The organism is Pseudarthrobacter sp. NPDC092424, assembly GCF_044754925.1.
GTDB lineage: Bacteria > Actinomycetota > Actinomycetes > Actinomycetales > Micrococcaceae > Arthrobacter.
In genome coordinates this window covers 1-19947 of sequence record NZ_JBIVQC010000002.1, presented here as the reverse complement: position 1 = coordinate 19947, position 19947 = coordinate 1, and the positions used below count along the sequence as shown (strand labels likewise).

The window sequence follows — 19947 nt, the reverse complement described above, 5'->3', positions numbered from 1 at the left end:
TTAGACGCTTCGGCGCAGTTTCCGGGCCCAACGTCCTTGTGGTGTGATTCCCATCATTGGCCCTCCCGTGATCCAGCTCACCGTTGCGTTCATATTGGTCGCAGGAGGCACGGTGGCCGCAGGAAGGTTGAAGGAGGCGCGGATGATTTACCACTGGAGCATTGCCCGGCGGCTGTTCGTGGCGAACCTGCTGATCGTGGTGGCGTTTATCGCCATCGTCGGTTCTGCGGCCTATGTGGACGCCCGGGACCGCGCCTACGAAGAGGCCGGGGCGCGCATGGCAGGCATTGCCGCAGCCGTGGCGGCTGCGCCGGTGGTGCTGGAGGCCGCAGCCACGGACGACCCGTCCGCCGCCCTGCAGCCCTACGCCACGGAGGTCATGGCCACTGCCCATGCGGATTTCATTACGATCATGGCTCCGGACCGCACCCGCTGGACGCATCCAAGCCCCGACGAAATCGGCCAGCCCTATATCGGTTCCATCGATGCGGCGCTGCGGGGGGAAGTGTTCACGGAGGTCACCGCCGGCACGCTGGGCCCCTCAGTCCGGACCATCGTCCCGGTGAAGGAAGCGGACGGGAGCGTGAAGGCGCTGGTGTCCGCCGGCGTCACGGTCCGGACGGTGGATGTGGCCTTCGCCGGGCGGCTTCCGGCGCTGGCCGCGATAGGAGGAGCCTTGCTGGTGGGCGGTTCGTTGGCAGCGTGGCTGCTGGGCCGGTACCTGCGCAGGGTCACGCGCGGCTGGGGTCCGGAACAGCTGGCCCAGCTGTTCGCGTATTACGAATCCGTGCTCCATTCAATCCGTGAGGGGCTGGTCCTGATCGACACCAGGGGCCGCGTGGTTATGTACAACGACCAGGCCGCGGAACTGCTGGGACTGGAACACCGCGGCGGCAATGATCCCAGGGACGCCCCCGCCCTGGCAGACCTTCCGCTCGATGACGAACTCCGCGTCCTGTTCGAATCCGGCCGCACGGCCAAGGACGAGATGGTGCTGGCCGGTCCACGCATCCTGGTGGTCACCCAGGCCCCGGCCAGGGCGCCTTCCTCCCCCGGTTTCCGAGGCCGCGCGCCCGTCTACGGAACGGTGGCCACACTCCGGGACCGCACAGAGGTGGAAGCGCTGGGCAGCGAACTGCAGACGATGCGCACGCTCTCGGATGCGCTCCGCGCCCAGACCCACGAACACGCCAACCGCCTGCACACGATGGTTTCCCTGCTGGAGCTGGGACGGACCACTGAGGCGCTCGACTTTGCCACGAAGGATCTGGAGCTGAGCCAGCAGCTGACCGACGACATAGTGCGTTCCGTGAATGAACCCGTGCTGGCGGCCCTGGTCATGGGCAAGGCCGCCGAAGCGCATGAACGCGGGGTACAGCTGGACGTGGCGGCGCTGGGCACCGGAGGCGCGGCGGGCATCGCCGTCCAGGACCTGGTAACAGTGCTGGGGAACCTGCTGGACAACGCCATCGACGCGGCGGCCGAGGGCGCACCGCCCCGGCATGTCATGCTGACGGTGGAATCGGACGAGGAGGGCCTGGACATCACCGTCCATGACTCGGGGCCGCCCATCGATCCGGCGGCCGCGGAGGGGATATTCCGGCACGGCTACAGCACCAAGCCCGGTTCCCGCGGCCGCGGCATCGGGCTCGCCCTGGTCCGCCAATCGGTTGGGCGCCTGGGAGGCATCCTGACGGTCAATGGCCGCCGCGGGGCCAAGTTCGAAGTCTTCCTCCCCGCCACCGCCGCAACCCCCGGTAAGGAGCAGCCGTGAGCACCATCCGTGTCCTCGTCGTTGAGGATGAAGCCGTCGCCGCGGCCGCGCACGCCGCCTACGTCCAGCGGATTCCGGGCTTTGAGCTGGCCGGGACGGCGGCCGACGGCCAGTCCGCGTTGCGGCTGCTGGGAGAACTCGCCAGCTCAGGAGCCCCTGTCGACCTGGTGCTGCTGGACATGAACCTGCCCGACCTGCACGGACTGGATATTGCGCGCCGGATGCGGTCATCCGGAATCCTGGCGGACATCATTGCCATCACGGCGGTCCGGGAGCTTGGCATAGTCCGGAGCGCGGTGGCCATCGGCGTGGTCCAGTACCTGATCAAGCCGTTCACGTTCGCCACGTTTGCGGACAAGCTGGAGAGCTACCGGAGCTTCCGCCACCAGCTTTCGGACCGGCAGGCCGGCCGTGGCAGGACCGGCGCCTCCCAAAGCGAAGTGGACCAGGCCTTCGCAAGCCTGCGCGCGCCCTCAGAACTTCCGTTGCCGAAAGGCCTCTCTGCAGCCACGCTCGGATCGGTTCAGGACTACCTCCGGGAACATAGGGGTGCTGTCTCGGCGACAGAGGTCATGGACGCGCTGGGCATGTCCCGCGTGACCGCCCGGCGCTACCTGGAGTACCTGGCCGACGCCGGCACGGCCCTTCGCACAGCACGGTACGGCACGCCGGGGCGGCCCGAGAACGAGTACCGCTGGAACGGGCACTGACTCAGGGGCTTGCGCCGTCACACTCCCACGCGTGATGAACAGATAGCCCCCGGGTTGACGCAGCCACGTCACGAGGCGGAGCCAAGCCACGGGGGTGTGTCCTGTATACAAATGGCAAGAATTTTCGAGAGATTCTTCGAACCTGGTGCAACAATGGCTACTCTGTGTATACACTGATCGGGTTGCAGCGAAGGAAGGAGACCGGGATGCGGGCCAGCGACAGGGCATATGCGGCATTGCGCGATGACATCATCGAATGGCGCCTGGGCCCGGGAACCGTCCTGGCGGAAGTCGAACAGTCCGAACGCCTCGGCGTCTCACGTACTCCCCTCCGGGAGGCGCTCAGCCGCCTCACCGCCGAAGGACTGACGACGGCGGCAGGCGGCCGCGGCGTCGTCGTCAGCGGAATTTCGCTGGAGGACATCGGGGAACTGTTCGAACTCCGCGAAACGCTCGAGGGGAAGGCTGCCGCACTGGCTGCCGAGCGCGGCGATCCGGCCACCTTCGAAGAACTCAGGCAGGAGCTGGCCGCGGCCCCGCAGTTGATCGACGGCAGCGAATCCGGCCGGCAGGCCTATTACGCGCTGGCGGCCCGGCTGGACGCCGCCATCGACTCGGCGATCTCCAACTCATACCTGGCGCAGGCCATGCGGAGCCTCCGGGTCCACCTGGTCCGAGTCCGCCGGCTGGCCGCCGATGATGCGGACCGGCTCACCGCTGCCGCCGCGGAGCACGCCGCGATCGCCGAGGCCATCGCGGCCGGCAACCCACGGCTGGCCCAGGCGGCAACCACCGTCCACCTGCACCGCAGCCTCTCCCACGTCAAAGCCACCCACATCCCCTAGAAGGAGCACCATGGTCAAGGAACACCACGTCCGCGTGTACAAGAGCGAGGAAAACCTGCCCCGTGAGGAGCAGCTCGCCTACAAGATCGCCCAGGTGGCCACGGACCCGGTGGCAGTCACCGACGAGGTCACCGACATGGTCATCAACCGGATCATCGACAACGCCTCGGTGGCCATCGCCTCGCTGAACCGCGCCCCCATCATCGCCGCCCGCGCCCAGGCCCTGGCGCACGGCCCCAGCACCGGCGGCAAGGGCGCCAAGGTGTTCGGCATCGACGAGCGGGTCTCCCCCGAATGGGCAGCCTGGGCCAACGGCGTGGCCGTGCGTGAACTGGACTACCACGACACTTTCCTGGCTGCGGACTATTCCCACCCTGGCGACAACATTCCGCCGATCCTGGCCGTGGCCCAGCACACGGGCGCCAGCGGCGCGGACCTGGTCCGCGGCATCACCACCGGCTACGAGATCCAGGTCAACCTGGTTAAGGCCATCTGCCTGCACAAGCACAAGATCGACCACGTGGCCCACCTTGGCCCGTCAGCCGCGGCGGGAATCGGCACCCTCCTGGGCCTGGACGTGGAAACCATTTTCCAGTCCGTGGGCCAGGCGCTGCACACCACCACCGCCACCCGCCAGTCCCGCAAGGGTGAAATCTCCACCTGGAAGGCGCACGCCCCCGCCTTCGCCGGCAAGATGGCGGTCGAGGCCGCCGACCGCTCCATGCGCGGGCAGACCTCCCCCGTGCCGATCTATGAAGGCGAAGACGGCGTCATCGCCTGGATGCTGGACGGGCCGGATGCGTCCTACATGGTGCCGCTGCCCACCCCGGGCGAAGCCAAACGGGCCATCCTGGACACCTACACCAAGGAGCACTCCGCGGAATACCAGGCCCAGGCCTGGATCGACCTGGCCCGCAAGCTCAACCGTGAGCACCCGGAGGCGACGGACCCGGCCAACGTGGCCTCGGTGCTGATCAAGACCAGCCACCACACCCACTACGTGATCGGCTCCGGCGCCAACGATCCGCAGAAGTACTCTCCCACCGCGTCGCGGGAAACCCTGGACCACTCCATCCCGTACATCTTCACCGTGGCCCTGCAGGACGGCTCCTGGCACCACGTGGACTCCTACGCCCCCGAGCGCGCCGCCCGCCCGGACACCGTGGAACTGTGGCACAAGGTCACCACTGAAGAAGACCCGGAATGGACCCGCCGCTACCACTCGCTGGATATCAGTGAAAAGGCCTTCGGCGGATCCGTGGAGATCACGCTCACCGACGGCACCGTGATCAAGGACCAGATCGCCGTGGCGGACGCACACCCGCTCGGCGCCCGGCCGTTCGCCCGCGAACAGTACGTCAACAAGTTCCGCACCCTGGCCGCCGGCCTCGTGGAGGAGGCCGAAATCGAAAGGTTCCTCGCCGCCGTCGAACGCCTCCCGGAACTGGCCGCAGGCGAACTGGACCAGCTGAACATCGCTGCCGCCCCCGGCGTCATCGACCTGGACGCGGCACCGAAGGGCCTGTTCTAGATGCTCTACTCCAAAGTGACGCCGGAGCAAAAGCGCATCCGGTTCCGCGAACTCCTCGCCGCCGGGACAACCGCACGGTTCCCCGGCGCGTTCAACCCGCTCTCCGCGCGGCTGATCGAGGAAAAAGGCTTTGACGGCGTCTACATTTCCGGCGCCGTGCTGGCCAACGACCTGGGCCTGCCGGATATCGGGCTCACCACCCTCACCGAGGTGGCCACCCGCGCAGGGCAGATCGCCAGGATGACGGACCTGCCGTCGATAGTGGACGCGGACACCGGTTTTGGCGAACCGATGAACGTGGCCCGGACCGTGCAGGAAATCGAGAACGCCGGCCTGGCCGGGCTGCACATCGAGGACCAGTTCAACCCCAAGCGTTGCGGCCACCTCGACGGGAAGAACGTGGTGGACCTGGACACGGCCACCAAGCGAATCCGCGCCGCGGCAGACGCCCGCCGCGACCCGAACTTCCTGATCATGGCCCGGACCGACATCCGCGCCGTGGACGGCCTGGCCGCCGCCCAGAACCGTGCCAAGGCGCTGGTGGAGGCCGGCGCGGACGCGATCTTCCCGGAAGCCATGGCCACCCTGGACGAGTTCCAGGCCATCCGGGATGCAGTGGACGTGCCGATCCTGGCCAACATGACCGAGTTCGGCAAGAGCGACCTCTTCACCGTGGACCAGCTCCACGGCGTAGGCGTCAACATGGTCATCTATCCGGTGACGCTCCTCCGTAGTGCCATGGGCGCCGCGGAGCGTACGCTGGAAGCGATCAGGGCTGACGGCACCCAGCAGGCGCAGGTCGGGAACATGCTCACGCGTGCGCGGCTGTATGACCTCGTGGATTACGAGGCCTACAACCGCTTCGATACCGGGATCTTCAACTTCCAGGTTCCCGGTAACTGAAACCCGCAAACCCCGGCCCGGCACCATCCGGGCCACCAGGCGACAGGAACAAAGGAGTTTCAGCATGGCTGAACAGGACATCAAGAAGGGCCTCGCCGGCGTCGTGGTGGATTACACCTCCGTGTCGAAGGTGAACCCCGAGACCAATTCGCTTCTCTACCGGGGCTATCCGGTCCAGGAGCTGGCGGCCCGGTGCAGTTTTGAGGAGGTTGCGTACCTGCTGTGGAACGGCGAACTGCCCACGGCTGAGCAGCTCGCGGAGTTCACAGCCCGGGAGCGGGCCGGCCGCGCTTTGGATCCGGTGGTCAAGCAGGTCATCGATGCGCTGCCCACCACGTCCCACCCCATGGATGTGTGCCGCACGGCCGCCTCCGTGATGGGCGCCCGGCATCCCATGGCAGAGGACTCCTCGCGGGAGGCAAACATGGCCAAGGCCGTGGACCTCTTCGCCGCAATGCCCGCCGTAGTGGCGTACGACCAGCGCCGCCGGCACGGGCAGGAACCGGTGGCGCCGCGGGATGACCTGGGCTACTCGGCGAACTTCCTGTGGATGGCCTTCGGCGAGGAGCAGGTGCCCGAGGTGGTGGAGGCGTTCAACGTCTCGATGATCCTGTATGCCGAGCACTCCTTCAACGCCTCCACATTCACCGCCCGGGTGATCACCTCGACGCTGTCCGACCTGCACTCGGCCGTGACCGGTGCCATCGGTGCGCTCAAGGGGCCTCTGCACGGCGGCGCCAACGAGGCCGTGATGCACACCTTCGACGAGATCGGCATCCGCCAGGAGGAATCCCTGGAGGAGGCAGCTGCCCGGGCCAAGGCGTGGATGGAGGACGCCCTCGCGCAGAAGAAGAAGGTCATGGGCTTCGGGCACCGCGTCTACAAACACGGCGACTCGCGCGTTCCCACCATGAAGGCCGCCCTGGACAAGATGATTGCCCACTACGGCCGCCCGGAACTGCTGGGGCTCTACAACGGCCTGGAGCAGGCCATGGACGAGGCCAAGGCCATCAAGCCCAACCTCGACTACCCTGCCGGGCCCACGTACCACCTGATGGGCTTCGACACCCCCACGTTCACGCCGCTTTTCGTGGCCAGCCGGATCACCGGCTGGACGGCCCACATCATGGAGCAGCTTGATTCCAACTCGCTCATCCGTCCGTTGAGCGAATACAACGGAGCAGAAGAACGCCACGTGCCGTAGCAACGGCTTAGGGTTAGCGTTCGACGGCGGGCCGGCCACCTTGGGGTGGCGGCCCGCCGTCGCTTGTCTACAGGGCAGTCGTCTACAGGGTCAGATCGAGGGATACCATCATGCGCTTGAGCTGCGCATATTCACCGGTCGCCATGTAGGCTTTCGCCTCTGCCACAGAGGAGAACACCAGCCCCTCGCCGCCCAGATTCACCTGGAACTGTGAGGCGAAGGACAGCGTCCCCACCGGCGAGGACACCGTGTTGTAGTACATGCATGCCTCGGTGGCGTGCAGATCCGGCTGGGACAGGCCCAGTGAACCGTTCACCCTAAGGCCGCTTCCCGTTCCGTCCAGCACCCGATAGCTAAACTCCGGCGCTGCCGCGCCTTCGGAGGCACGGTAGGGAAAGGTCACCGGCTCCGAGTCGAGGGTGAGCAGGGGTACCGCTTCCGGCCCGCAGGCACCGCCGAGACCACCCGGCTGCGCGTGAATCAGCGAGGCAACTTTTGCCCCCTGTTCGTTCTGTACGTCGAGACGGACGGACGGCACAGCCCCGTCCACGCTGTGCTCGATGACCGCCCACCCGGGGGGCAGGTCGAAGGCGACGCCAGCGGACTGGTTCGAGTACCGTTCCCAGCCAATCGGCGTGGGTGCCGGCGCGGGGGTGGCCATCGGGACGACAACTTTCCTGGAGGGGACAGAGCTGGCATCCACGGCTGGAGCGGGCGGCGCGGACACGCGGGCGGAAGGCGCCGGCGCGGCACTGGCGCTGGCGGAAGCAGACTGGGTTGCCACCGGCTTGCTGGCTGGTGCGGGGGCGGCCGTGGGTACAAGATTCGTGGCGACCAGGACGCCAGCCGCCACGGCGGCGGCAGCCAGGGTCACGGCGCCGAATACGCGGGCGCGGGCCCTTCTCCGCTCCGCGAGGGTGGGAATGTCCGCGGACACCCGGTCGGCGAAAATATCGGGACGCAAAAGCATAGCGCTGAGGGCCTGTTCGGCGTCGGGCGTGGCGGGGCCGTGCCCCAGCGGGTCGGCTCCGGCGACGAGGTTCCTGATGGAGTCCATGGCTAGGCACCGACTTTCTGGTCGAAGTGGCCGCAAAGAGCCGGGACGAGTTTGCGGAATGCTTCCCTTGCCCGGTGCAGCCTCACCTTGGCGGTCGACTGGGTGCATTGCAGGACCTGGGCGATCTCCGCGATGGTCAGCTCGTCCCAGTAGGCCAACTGCAGGATGTCGCGATCCTTTTCGCGCAGCGCCGCCATGGCCTCCTCCACGGCTGTGATATCGCGGTCACCTTCCCCGGATGGGCAGGTGACAGGCGTGAGGCTGAGCCTTTCATGCAGCGCCCGGCGCCTGTCACGTGCCCGGTATGCGTTACCAATAAGGTTGCGGGTAACGGTCAGGAGCCAGGAAACTTCGGTGGGCCCCGTACCGTCCCACTTTTGCCATGCCACGCGGAACACGTCGGCTGCCAGTTCCTGTGCCAGTTCGGCGTCCTCCACCCGGCGCGCGACGTACTTGTGGATTCGCGGATACTTGTCCTTGTATAAGGCGATAAACGCCAACTCGCGCTCTGAAAGCACGGTCCCCCCTGACTTCCTGTTGCCCACCTGAATGTAACCGTATAGTTTCCGGCCAAGCCAGGACGGTTACAGTTCCTGGGTCGGCCTCGTTTCAGCGGGAGGTGTAGTCCAGGACTTCCCGCACGCTTTCGTTGTCATCGTTCATGACCACGGTGAGTTGGAGTGTGTTGCCATCCAGGGCCAGCGGGAGCCAGTGGGCCGCATCCTGCCACATCCGTTCGACCGGCAGCGATGCTGTGCCAAACCATTCGGGGAGGATTTCGGCCGTTTCGGCCGGCTCCCCGATCCACTGCGCAGCGACGAACAGCCGGGTGCTCATATTCCACTCCGGCCGGGCCGGGAAATCGAAGACCACCAGACCGGCGTCGCGCAGGTCCTCCTCCCTGACCAGCACTCCGGATTCCTCATAGACTTCGCGGCAGGCGGCCTCGGCATCCGTCTCTCCGGGCTCTACATGGCCCCCCAGCCCTACGATTTTCCCGCGTCCGAAGCCGGTTTTCTTCAGGCCGAGCAGGACTTCCCGGCCGGCTTCCCCTTCCCGGAGCAGGAAGCAGAGGGTGACGGCGGCGCTCATCCGAGGGCCCGTGGGTGCGCCGCCGCATAGACCTCACGGAGCGTGTCCGCGGTAACGAGCGTGTACACCTGGGTGGTGGTGACGGACGCATGCCCCAGCAGTTCCTGGACCACCCGGACGTCCGCGCCGCCTTCCAGGAGGTGGGTGGCGAACGAGTGCCTCAGCGTGTGCGGCGAGACGTCCCGGGTGATGTTGGCCTTTTCCGCGGCCGCCTTCAGGATGGTCCATGCGCTCTGCCGGCTGATCCGTCCGCCACGGGCGTTCAGGAACAACGCCGGGGTGCCCTTGCCCTTGGCGGCCAGCAGTGGCCGGCCACGGACCAGGTAGGCGTCAAGGGCCCGGGCACCGTAGGAGCCCAGCGGCACCAGGCGCTCCTTGGACCCCTTGCCGAACAGGCGCACAATGGCGGGACCTCCCTCCAGGGATTCCCTCTCTGGCAGGGAGATGTCATCCACGTCCAGGCCCACTGCCTCGCTGATCCGGGCACCGGTGGAGTAAAGGAACTCAAGGAGGGCCCGGTCGCGAAGGCCAGTGGCCGTGTCCGTGCCGGCTGCCTCCAGGATCCGGGTGACCTCGTCCACGCTGATGGCCTTGGGCAGCCTCTTGCCGGCCATGGGTGGGTGCACTTCACTTGCAGGGTCTGCCGGGGTGTGGCCTTCGACCGCCCAGAATTTGTGCAGGCCACGGACCGCAACCACCGTCCTGGCCGCAGAGCGCACGCCCAGCGTGGAGCCCCCGTCGGACCCGTCCGAAAGGGCCTGGACGTAACCGGTGACGTGCCGGCGGGTGATGTCCTCGGGGCGGGTGCAGCCCGCGGCGGCCAGGTAGCGGGAGTAGCGGGCCAGGTCGCGGCGGTAGGCGGCCAGCGTGTTCGCGGCGAGGCCGCGTTCGACGCCCATGTGCTGCAGGTAGTCCGTGATGGCCCTCTCAATGGCGCCGGGAGGTGCCGCCGGGCGGGCCGGCGCAGCTTCAGCCGATGGAACCATCAGCGCTGGCTGGGGTGTTCGGGCCAGGGGGCGTCAGCGGGGCGGAGGCTTGCGTAGCCGTCAGCGCGGGCGGCGGCCGCTGCGAGGATTCCGACGACGGCACTCGGGTTGTGCAGGCGGCCCGCCAGAACGGCGGCAAGGGCGTCGTCCAGGCTGATCCAGTGGAATTCGATTTCCGCTTCCTCGTCCGTGCGGTGGTGCCGTTCGGGGTGCGGGATCTCCGTAAGGTCCCTGGCCAGGTAGATCCTGATGGCTTCGCTGGACGAGCCCGGCGAGTTGAAGAAATCCACCAGGACGTTCCAGGTGCCGGCGGCGAGGTCTGCTTCCTCGGCGAGTTCCCGGGCGGCTCCGGCCACGAAGTCCTCACCTTCGACGTCCAACAGCCCGGCCGGGATCTCCCACAGGTCCATGCCCACGGGGTGCCGGTACTGCTTGAGAAGCAGGATCTCCCCGTCCTTGTTCATGGGCAGGACGGCCACGGCGCCTGGGTGGTCGATATAGTCCCGGGTCAGGGCGTGGCCGGAATCCTGCAGCTGGAACGTATCGCTGACGACATCCCAGATCCGGCCGTCGTAGACCTTCTCGGTAGACAAGAGACGGCGCGTGCTCGGTGCATCCGAAACGTGGCCTGCAGCAGGATTGGTTTCAGGTGTACCGGGCATCGCGCCGTCCTTCTTCTGTTGTGCGTTACTTAGCCGCTACGCTACCCGATGCCTTGGCTCCGGACGCGCCGGCGGCCGCCGTGGCGGCGCCGTTCTGGTGGTCCAGGGCGGCCTTGACCAGGCCGGCGAAGAGCGGGTGCGGCCGGGTGGGCCGGGAGCTCAGTTCCGGGTGGGCCTGGGTGGCCACGTAGTACGGGTGGACGTCAGCGGGCAGCTCGACGTACTCAACAAGCTTGCCGTCCGGCGACGTGCCCGAGAAGACCAGGCCCTGGGCGGCGATCTGGTCACGGTACTTGTTGTTGACCTCGTAGCGGTGCCGGTGGCGTTCGCTCACGCTGGTCTTGCCGTAGGTCTTGGCGATGACGGAACCTTCGTCCAGCTTGGCTTCGTAGAGGCCCAGGCGCATGGTGCCGCCCAGGTCCCCGCCGCCTTCGACGAACTCCAGCTGCTCTTCCATGGTGGCGATGACCGGGTACTTGGAGTCCGGCTCAAACTCGCTGGAGGAGGCACCTTCCAGGCCGACCACGTTACGAGCGTATTCGATGACCATGCACTGCAGTCCCAGGCACAGGCCCAGCACCGGGAGCTTGGTTTCCCTGGCGAACTTCAGGGCGCCAAGCTTGCCTTCGAGGCCGCGGATGCCGAAGCCGCCGGGGACGCAGATGGCGTCCACGCCGTCCAGCGCCTTGATGGCGCCTTCGCGGGTTTCGCATTCGTCGGACGGTACCCAGCGGATCTTGACCTTGGCTTCGTTGGCGAAACCGCCGGCGCGCAGCGCCTCGGTGACCGAGAGGTAGGCATCGGGCAGGTCGATGTACTTGCCCACCAGCGCGATTTCCACGTGGTGCTTGGGGTTGTGCACCGCTTCCAGGAGCCGGTCCCAGCTGGTCCAGTCCACGTCCTTGAACGGGAGGTCCAGTGCCCGCACGATGTACGAATCCAGGCCCTGGCTGTGCAGGGTCTTGGGGATGTCGTAGATGCTGGGCGCGTCCGCGGCGTTGACCACGGCGTCGATGTCCACATCGCACATGCGGCCGATCTTTTCGCGCATGGCTTCGGGCACTTCGCGGTCCGAACGGATCACAATGGCCTCGGGCTGGATGCCGATGGAGCGCAAAGCGGCAACGGAGTGCTGCGTGGGCTTGGTCTTCAGTTCCTGGGACGGACCGATGTACGGGACCAGGGAAACGTGGAGGAAGAACACGTTGCTGCGGCCGATGTCCTGCCGCACCTGGCGGGCGGATTCGAGGAAGGGCTGGGATTCGATGTCGCCAACCGTGCCGCCGATTTCGGTGATGATGACGTCCGGAGCGTTCTTGCCCTCGGCGGGCAGGCGCATGCGGCGCTTGATCTCATCGGTGATGTGCGGGATGACCTGGACGGTGTCCCCCAGGTACTCGCCGCGGCGTTCCTTGGCGATCACCGTGGAGTACACCTGGCCGGTGGTGACGTTGGCCGAGCCTTCGAGGTTCTCGTCCAGGAAGCGCTCGTAGTGTCCGATGTCCAGGTCCGTCTCGGCGCCGTCGTCGGTGACGAAGACTTCGCCGTGCTGGAAGGGGTTCATCGTGCCCGGATCCACGTTCAGGTAGGGATCGAGCTTCTGCATAGTTACAGACAGGCCACGCGCCCGCAGGAGGTGGCCGAGGCTCGAAGCCGTCAGCCCCTTACCGAGCGAGGACGCCACACCACCGGTTACGAAGATGTGCTTGGTCGTCTTGGACGAGCCCGGGAACCGGGAATTTACACGGGAATTTGATCGCTGCACCACGGAATTCGAGCCTATCATCAAATGAGCCTTCCACGGACGGGGACACTGTTCCCCCAAACGTCCAAGTCTGCAGTCCCGGATCCCGATGGGCAAGGGCAGCCCGTCCAGCGGGCAGCTGGAATGGCCCGCCACGGGACCCGCGTCCGGGCCGCTCAGGCGCGCTGTGGCAGCAGTTTGGCGTCGTCCAGCAGTTCCTGCGCATGCGCCCGCGCAGACTCTGAGTCCTCCTGGCCCGCGAGCATGCGGGCCAGTTCGCGGACCCGTTCTGGCCCGTTAAGGAGGCGCACATCACTGGAGGTGAACCCGGTGGCGGTGCCGCCGTCGGCTCCCCGGACCGACGTCTTGGTCACCGTGATGTGCTGGTCCGCGAACGCCGCCACCTGGGGAAGGTGGGTGACCACCAGCACCTGCACGTGCCGCGCCAGCATGGCCAGCCTTCGGCCGATCTCGACGGCGGCCCGTCCGCCCACGCCGGCGTCGACCTCGTCGAAGACAAAGGTGGGCACCGGGTCCACGGCCGCCAGCACCACTTCGATGGCCAGCATCACGCGGGAAAGTTCACCGCCGGACGCGCCCTTGCCCAGCGGCCTTGCCGGTGCTCCGGCGTGCGGCTGCAGCAGGAAGCTGATGTCATCCGCGCCGTGCGGGCCGAGCTGGCCCGCCGGTTCGAGGGTGATCACCAGGGTGGCGTCCGCCATGGCCAAAGCGGTCAGCTCGGCGCTGACCCGGGAAGAGAGATCCTTCGCGGCCTTCGTCCGGATCTTACTGATGGCTGCCGCCTGTTTCTTCAGCTCCGCTTCAGCCCGGACCACTTCCGCTTCCAGGGCCTCGATCCGGCTGGAATCGTCCTGCAGTTCGTCGAACCGGGCACGGCTCTTCTCCGCCCATTCCAACACTTCGTCAATGCTGGGTGCATACTTCCGGACCAGCCTGGCCAGCGCGGCACGGCGCTCCTCGATCTCTGCCAGCCGCTCCGGGCCTTCAGTGTCGAGACCGGCCTGGTAACTGGCCAGCTCCGTGGCGATGTCGTTGAGCAGGAATCCCACCTCGGCGAGGCGTGCGGCAGCGGCGCCGAGTTCGGCATCGTGTTCCGCCACGTGCTCAAGGGTCCGCTTGGCGGCGTCGATGAGGGTGGTGGCATCCCCCGCCTCGCCGAAATCCTCGGCTATGAGGGCCTGGTGGGCCGTGCTGGCCGCGATCCGGAGCTCTTCCACGTTGGCGAGCTTTACCGCCTCGGCCTTCAGGAGTTCGTCCTCACCTGGCTGCGGATCAACCTCGTCGATTTCGGCCAGGGCGGCCTGGAGGGACTCTGCCTCGCGAAGCCGGTCCCGGGCTTCGCTGCGAAGCGTGTCCAGTTCGGCCTGGTTCGCCTTCCAGCCGGCGTACAGCTCCTGGTAGGCGGCAAGCTGCCCGGCCAGCGCGTCCCCGGCGAACTTGTCCAGGGCACCCCGCTGGGCCGCAGCCCCCTTGAGCCGGATCTGGTCCGACTGGCCATGGACAACCACCAGCGATTCGCCCACCTCGGCCAGGGCCCCCACCGGCGCGGCACGGCCGCCCAGGAAAGCCCGGCTGCGTCCGTCGGCCCCGAGGCGGCGGGCAAGGATCAGCTCCGCGGCGCCGTCGTACTCCTCCGCCTCGGCGCCCGCCTCCAGGGCCCGTACCACGGCGGGGTGGCCCGCCTCGAGCTTCACGACGGCCTCGGCGCTTGCGCTCTTGGCGCCGCTGCGCACCGCGCCGGCGTCGGCCCGGGCCCCAAGCAGGAGCCCGACGGCGGTGACCACCATGGTCTTGCCGGCGCCCGTTTCGCCGGTCACCACGCTGAGCCCGGGTCCCAGCGGAAGGGTCGCGTCGGTGATGACGCCCAGATCGCGGATTCTCAGTTCTTCAAGCATCGGTTCACTTCGCGGTTGACGGATCGGTGTCTGCATCCGGGCGTGCGGCCTGCAGCGGGGGCATGGGACGCGGGGTCCGGACCACCGGGATGGGGCCTGTGGTGATGGCCTCCGCCTTCGGAACAGGACCGCGCCAGCCGTGGATGGGCAGTTCGAACTTGCGCACCAGCCGGGCCGAGAACGGCGTCTGGTGCGTCCGGGCCAGCCTGACGGGCGTGCCGGACTTGGTGACTTCCACCCGGGAGCCCGGCGGCAGGTCCACGGACCGGCGCCCGTCGCACCAGAGCACCCCCTGCGCGTCGGTGCGGCCCAGGACTTCGACGGCGAGCTTCGAGCGTGGTGACACCACCAGCGGCTTGGCGAAAAGCGCATGCGCGCTGATGGGGACAATCACCAGTGCCTCCACTTCGGGCCAGACCACCGGGCCGCCGGCGGAGAAGGCGTACGCCGTGGAACCGGTGGGCGTTGCCAGGACGATCCCGTCCGAACCGAAGGAGGTGAGCGGACGCTCGTCCACCTCAGTGACCACCTCGATCATCCGTTCCCGGTTGGCCTTCTCGATGGCCGCCTCGTTCAGGGCCCACGTGTGCCAGATCTTCTGGCCGCGCACCCACACCTGAACGTCGATGGTCATCCGTTCTTCCACCGTGTACTCGCGGCTGGCGATCCATTCGACCGTCTGGGCGAGGTCCGCCCGCTCGCTTTCGGCCAGGAACCCCACGTGGCCAAGGTTCACGCCCAGGAGCGGGACATCCACCTCGCGGACCAGTTCCGCTGCGCGCAGGATGGTGCCGTCGCCTCCGAGCACCATGACCAGTTCCACATCGGGAAGCCGGACGTGGTCATGCAGGATCTCCACCGGCTGCGCCAGGTGTCCGAAAAACCGCTCCATGTCCTGGAGCTCCGATTCCTGCATCACCGGCACGATGCCGGAAGCGTGCAGGAGGGCGCACGCCTCCCAGGCAGCCTTCAGCGATTCCTCGCGGCCGGTGTGGGCAAGGACCAGTACACGCCTGCTCATTCGGTTCCGCTCTCTAGTGGTTCGGCCAGATTCGTCCAAGCAGAGCAGACACAGCTGCCTCCCGCTCTTCGATCTTAGGCAGGTCCTGGCCCATCCTGCGTCTTATCCACAGGAAGTATTCAACGTTTCCGTCCTGGCCTGGAAGGGGACTGGCCGCCAATCCGCACAGGTCCAGTCCGGCGTCGAACGCCGCCCTGGCCACCTTTTCAACGGCCAGCCGGCGCTCCCGCTCCGACGTCACTACCCCCGTGCGGCCCAGCCGGTCCTTGCCGATTTCGAACTGGGGCTTGACCATCAGCACCAGGTCGCCGCCTGGCCGCGTGCAGTCCGCCAGGGGCTGGACTACGAGGGTCAGGGAAATGAACGAAAGGTCTGCGACAGTCAGGTCTGCCGGCCCGCCGATGTCCGAGGGTTGCATGTACCGCACGTTCAGGCCCTCGTGGACTTCCACGCGCGGGTCCTCCCGCAGCCGGGGCACCAACTGGCCGTGTCCGACGTCGACCGCCACCACGTGCGCGGCGCCCCGCCTCAGGAGGACGTCGGTAAAACCGCCGGTGGATGCGCCGGCATCGAGGCAGCGTTTGCCTTCGGGCAGCACCTGCGGGAACTCCGCCAGGGCACCTGCGAGTTTATGCCCGGCCCGGCTGGCATACTCGTCCCGGACGTCGTGCTCCACTTCGAGATCCCGCGCGTCATCCACCTGCAGGGAGGCCTTGGCGAGCACCAGTCCTGCGGAGCTGACCTTGCCTTCGGAGATGAGCGCTGCGGCGTGGGTCCGCGACCGGGCCAGTCCGCGAGCCACCAGCGCCTGGTCGAGCCGGAGCGGCATCAGGCGCCGCCGTCCGCGATGCTGTTGGCCGTATCCGTGGGGTCCGCGTTGAGGGCCGCCAGGAGGTCGTCATGAAGCTCGTTGTACGCAGCTTCCTGCTCGCCCACTGGCAGGTGCGGCACGGCCTCCAGGCGCTTGATGGCTTCGGCCACCACCTGGTCGGTCACTCCGGCTCCGGCTGCAAGCCCGGTCGCGTCAGGCGCGGGCCACTCCGCGGGCGGCTGGGCTGCTGCGGATTCGCCAGGTTCGGTCAGCTCAGTCATCCGACCAGTCTAATGATCAAGCCACGCCAGTTTGGGCGCATGGGGCGCGGCGGCGTCCGGCGTCGCGGCCCACCAGGCAGCACAGGCAGCGCGCCAGGCGTTCAGGTCATCCTGGCGGCCGATGATGCCCACGGCACCGTTCGCGACCCTGGCCGTTGCCCCGCCGCAGGAATACGTGCCGTCCTCGTGCGTCACCTCGGGGTACGGCCGGTAAAGGTCCGCAAGGGTTTCGATGATGTAGGCGGGGCGTTCGGCCGCCCGTGCCGCCAGGATGCTGTCCCGGGTGTCCACGCCGGTCAGGACCGCAACGGTGGCAAAGCCGGCATTGTTGCCGCCCAGGATGTCAGTGTCCAGCCTGTCCCCCACCACCAGCGGGCGCTCAGCCCCGAGGCGCTTGGCAGCAGTGTGGAACAGGGGGGCCTCCGGCTTACCGGCAACCCTGGGTTGCCGGCCCGTGGCCGCCGCGACCGCAGCCACCAGTGTTCCGTTGCCGGGGGCAATCCCGCGCGCCTGAGGGATGGACATGTCAGTGTTGGTGGCAACCCAGAGGGCACCGGCGGACACCACATAGGCTGCCTCGGCAAGGTCTTTCCAGCCGATCTCGGGGTTGAAGCCCTGGACTACAGCCACCGGCTGCTCATCCTGGCTGTGGACCGGAACGAGCCCCGCCAGTTCGACTTCGTGCGCCAGCGCCGCGCTGCCCGTAACCAGGACCCGCGCGCCGGGCGCCAGCAGGGACGCCAGCAGCTCCGCAGCGGCCTGGGACGAGCCGACCACCTGGTGGTTCTCAGCCGGGGCGCCCAGCTCACGCAAATGCGCGGCGACCTGCGCCGGAGAGCGCGAGGCGTTGTTGGTCACATAGCCAAGGCCGATGCCCAAGGCAGACAGTTGCTGCAGGGACTCCACTGCGCCCGGGATGGCGTGCGGTCCTGCGTAGACGACCCCGTCCAGATCGGACAGGAGCGCGTCGAAACGGGAAATCAGGGACGCCTCTGCCACCTGTCAGTCCTCGTTGCGGTCAGCGTTCGGGGCATCATCGTGGCTTTGTGCGCCGTCGAGCCCCTCGGCTGAGCCGTCCTCTGTCGGGCCGCCGGTGTGCTCTTCATCCTCGTCCACCGAGTCCTGGTCCGATTCCGCGTCGTCGGAGACGAAGTAGTCGGCTTCGGCGTCGTCGATGCTGGCGTCCTGGACGTCGGCGGGTGAAGCGCTGGCAGCTTCGGCGTAGCCGGGAGTGCCGGCGTCGTCCGTTCCTGCTGCGTCCGCGGTGTCGGAGGACCGGCTGTCCGCTGACTTGTTGGTACCTGCCAGCAACCGGCGGCGCTCGGCCTCCTCGCGTGCTTCCTCTTCCTCGTCCCAGCCGAGGTCGATGATGTCGGGTTCTTCATCGACGCCCTGGCCCAGCGCGTTTTCGGCGACGACGGCCTGCTTCTTCCACTTCTCCGCCTCAGCCTCACGGCCCACCGCAGCGAGGGCGTCACCGTAGGCGCGGAAGAGGCGGGGGCTGTATGAGAAGGCCCGGTTGATGTCCAGCTGCGCGATTTCCAGCTCCGCGACCGCTGCGTCCAGCTGTCCCAGGTCGGTGCGGGCGCCGGCTGCCACGATGGCGAGCTCGACCTTGCCGGGAGCGTCTAGGTCCTGTGCTTCCTCGGAGCGTGCCACGTCCAGGGCACGGTCGGGGCGGCCAAGGCCGCGTTCGCAGTCCGCCATCACCGGCAGGTGCACGTTGGAGCCGCTGATCCGCCGGTACGTGCGGAACTCCCGCAGCGCCTCGCCGTAATGTCCGGCGGCGTAGGCGGTGAGGCCCACTGCCTCGCGGACGGCGGCGAGTCTGCCGCCGCGGCGGCTTGCCGCCAGGGCGTGCTGGAACGCCAGCTCGGGCTCGTCGTCGATCAGGCGGCCGGCCATCACCAGGTGGCGGGCCACCCATTCGGCACTCTTGGCCTCGAGGGTCTTGATCTGGTGCTGCGTGGCGCGGTCCAGCTCCTTGCCGGTAACGTCCTCGTCAATTTCCGGCGAACGCTCGCGGTCCGGGCGGTTGGCGCTGCGGAGGTCACGCACGTTGGGGACCCGTGCGGGGCGGTCCTCCTGGCGGCCGTAGCCGCGGGGGCCCGAGTCACGGGTGTTGTCACGGGTGTTGTCACGGGAGTAGCGGTTGTCCCGGGTATCCCGGCTGTCACCGTCGCGTGCGGGGCCGCGGCTGAAGCCACGGTCCGGGCCCCTGTCAGCGGAACGATCGAAGTTGCGGGGTCCGCGGTCCTGCCGGTCGCCGAAGGGCTTGCGGTTCTCCCCTGCACCGAAGGTGCGGCGGTCACCCTCGTCGCGGCGCGGCCGGTCACCGAACGGTTTACGGTCCCGGTCACCGCCACCGAAGCTCCGGCGGTCACCCTCGTCGCGGCGCGGCCGGTCACCAAAAGGTTTACGGTCCCGGTCACCGAACGGTTTACGGTCCCGGTCACCGAACGGTTTACGGTCCCGGTCACCGCCACCGAAGGTCCGGCGGTCACCCTCGTCACGGCGCGGCCGGTCACCAAAAGGTTTACGGTCCCGGTCACCACCACCGAAAGGTCGACGCTCGCCCTCGTCGCGGCGCGGCCGGTCACCAAAAGGTTTACGGTCCCGGTCACCACCACCGAAGCTCCGGCGCTCACCCTCGTCGCGGCGAGGCCGGTCGCCGAAGGGCTTACGGTCACGGTCACCAAAGGGCTTACCGCCGCGCTCGGGCCGGCCGGCGGAATCAGATCCGTCACGGTTGGTGCGGGCGCGGAAACCGCGCGGCTCTCCGCCGGAGTTGTTGTTGCCGCGGAAGGGCCCGCGGTCATTCCTGCGGTTGCCGCCGTTGTGCTCAGCCATGTGGATTCCTCCTGTTGAGAGCCGACTACTGGCGCAACTGCAGCCGCTCGTATCCGTGTTTCGTTTTCCTACGCAACCCGAAATCAAGCGCTTCGAAGTCCGTACATCTCCATCAATTCTAGGGGAGCACGCCCCCGGCGGCTTACGTACCGGGTGCCAGACGCCTCATCGTGGCCATCTTCACACGTCAACGGCCATGCCGAACGCTCATGGATGTGAGAGAGCGATGCGCGGTTCGTTGCCGGTGAGAGAGCGTTGCCCGGTTGGGTGCCGGATGTGAGAGAGCGTTGCCCGGTTGGGTGCCGGATGTGAGAGAGCGTTGCCCGGTTGGGTGCCGGATGTGAGAGAGCGATGCGCGGTTGGGTGCCGGATGTGAGAGAGCGTTGCCCGGTTGGGTGCCGGATGTGGGAGAGCGTTGCCCGGGGGGGTGCCGGGTGTGGGAGAGCGTTGCCCGGGTGTGGGGGTTTAAATGTGGGAGGCCCCGAACCTGGTGGTTCGGGGCCTCGACCAATGTGTGTCCGGCGGTGACCTACTCTCCCACACCCTCCCGGGTGCAGTAC

The 19947-nt window shown here is 67.6% G+C and carries 18 protein-coding genes; 6 read left to right on the top strand and 12 right to left on the bottom strand.

The features are described 5' to 3' along the window. Window positions 1–142 precede the first annotated feature (142 nt). From ACIQCN_RS03105 to ACIQCN_RS03080, 6 genes are all read left to right on the top strand, one after another. Window positions 143–1774, top strand: a complete 1632-nt coding sequence (locus ACIQCN_RS03105; protein WP_400609367.1) for an ATP-binding protein — start codon at window positions 143–145, stop codon at window positions 1772–1774. Further along, window positions 1771–2484 (top strand): response regulator, encoded by a 714-nt coding sequence (locus ACIQCN_RS03100; protein WP_400609365.1) that lies wholly within the window; start codon window positions 1771–1773, stop codon window positions 2482–2484. The genes ACIQCN_RS03105 and ACIQCN_RS03100 overlap by 4 nt, the downstream gene beginning before the upstream one ends. A 206-nt stretch (window positions 2485–2690) precedes the next feature. Then, window positions 2691–3329 carry a GntR family transcriptional regulator gene (locus ACIQCN_RS03095; protein ID WP_400608318.1) on the top strand — a complete coding sequence of 213 codons (639 nt, stop codon included), beginning with the start codon at window positions 2691–2693 and terminating at the stop codon, window positions 3327–3329. 10 nt (window positions 3330–3339) lie between these two features. Beyond that, window positions 3340–4860: an MmgE/PrpD family protein gene (locus tag ACIQCN_RS03090; RefSeq protein ID WP_400609363.1), complete on the top strand. Its 1521-nt coding sequence runs from the start codon at window positions 3340–3342 to the stop codon at window positions 4858–4860. Then, window positions 4861–5763, top strand: a complete 903-nt coding sequence (prpB, locus tag ACIQCN_RS03085; RefSeq protein WP_400609361.1) for a methylisocitrate lyase — start codon at window positions 4861–4863, stop codon at window positions 5761–5763. A gap of 64 nt (window positions 5764–5827) precedes the next feature. After that, window positions 5828–6967 (top strand): bifunctional 2-methylcitrate synthase/citrate synthase, encoded by a 1140-nt coding sequence (locus ACIQCN_RS03080; RefSeq protein ID WP_400608313.1) that lies wholly within the window; start codon window positions 5828–5830, stop codon window positions 6965–6967. Window positions 6968–7049: 82 nt separating this feature from the next. On the opposite strand, the gene ACIQCN_RS03075 is transcribed toward ACIQCN_RS03080, so the two are convergent. The 12 genes from ACIQCN_RS03075 to ACIQCN_RS03020 form a co-directional block, all read right to left on the bottom strand. Next, window positions 7050–8024, bottom strand: a complete 975-nt coding sequence (locus ACIQCN_RS03075; protein ID WP_400609359.1) for a hypothetical protein — start codon at window positions 8022–8024, stop codon at window positions 7050–7052. A 2-nt stretch (window positions 8025–8026) separates the two neighbouring features. Further along, complete coding sequence (locus ACIQCN_RS03070; RefSeq protein WP_400609357.1) at window positions 8027–8542, bottom strand: RNA polymerase sigma factor; 516 nt, start codon at window positions 8540–8542, stop codon at window positions 8027–8029. A 91-nt stretch (window positions 8543–8633) separates the two neighbouring features. Beyond that, window positions 8634–9116 (bottom strand): 8-oxo-dGTP diphosphatase, encoded by a 483-nt coding sequence (locus ACIQCN_RS03065; RefSeq protein WP_400609355.1) that lies wholly within the window; start codon window positions 9114–9116, stop codon window positions 8634–8636. Next, window positions 9113–10102: a site-specific tyrosine recombinase XerD gene (gene xerD, locus ACIQCN_RS03060; RefSeq protein WP_400609353.1), complete on the bottom strand. Its 990-nt coding sequence runs from the start codon at window positions 10100–10102 to the stop codon at window positions 9113–9115. Before xerD ends, ACIQCN_RS03065 begins: the two co-directional genes overlap by 4 nt. After that, the gene (locus ACIQCN_RS03055; protein ID WP_400609351.1) at window positions 10102–10764 is read right to left on the bottom strand and encodes an NUDIX domain-containing protein; all 663 of its coding nucleotides are present in this window, start codon (window positions 10762–10764) and stop codon (window positions 10102–10104) included. Before ACIQCN_RS03055 ends, xerD begins: the two co-directional genes overlap by 1 nt. Before the next feature lie 25 nt (window positions 10765–10789). Further along, a complete protein-coding gene (locus ACIQCN_RS03050; RefSeq protein WP_400608305.1) occupies window positions 10790–12550 on the bottom strand; it encodes a CTP synthase in 1761 nt (586 codons plus the stop codon). A 134-nt stretch (window positions 12551–12684) separates the two neighbouring features. Next, on the bottom strand, window positions 12685–14424 hold the full coding sequence (gene recN, locus ACIQCN_RS03045; protein ID WP_400609349.1) for a DNA repair protein RecN: 1740 nt from the start codon (window positions 14422–14424) through the stop codon (window positions 12685–12687). 4 nt (window positions 14425–14428) lie between these two features. Beyond that, complete coding sequence (locus ACIQCN_RS03040; RefSeq protein ID WP_400608301.1) at window positions 14429–15445, bottom strand: NAD kinase; 1017 nt, start codon at window positions 15443–15445, stop codon at window positions 14429–14431. A 13-nt stretch (window positions 15446–15458) separates the two neighbouring features. Continuing rightward, a complete protein-coding gene (locus tag ACIQCN_RS03035) occupies window positions 15459–16274 on the bottom strand; it encodes a TlyA family RNA methyltransferase (protein WP_400608299.1) in 816 nt (271 codons plus the stop codon). Further along, a complete protein-coding gene (locus ACIQCN_RS03030) occupies window positions 16274–16537 on the bottom strand; it encodes a hypothetical protein (RefSeq protein ID WP_400609347.1) in 264 nt (87 codons plus the stop codon). The genes ACIQCN_RS03035 and ACIQCN_RS03030 overlap by 1 nt, the downstream gene beginning before the upstream one ends. A 9-nt stretch (window positions 16538–16546) precedes the next feature. Continuing rightward, window positions 16547–17536, bottom strand: coding sequence for an HAD-IIA family hydrolase (locus tag ACIQCN_RS03025; protein WP_400609345.1), 990 nt, complete (start codon window positions 17534–17536; stop codon window positions 16547–16549). Window positions 17537–17539: 3 nt separating this feature from the next. After that, complete coding sequence (locus ACIQCN_RS03020; protein ID WP_400609344.1) at window positions 17540–19387, bottom strand: hypothetical protein; 1848 nt, start codon at window positions 19385–19387, stop codon at window positions 17540–17542. Between the last annotated feature and the right edge of the window lie 560 nt (window positions 19388–19947).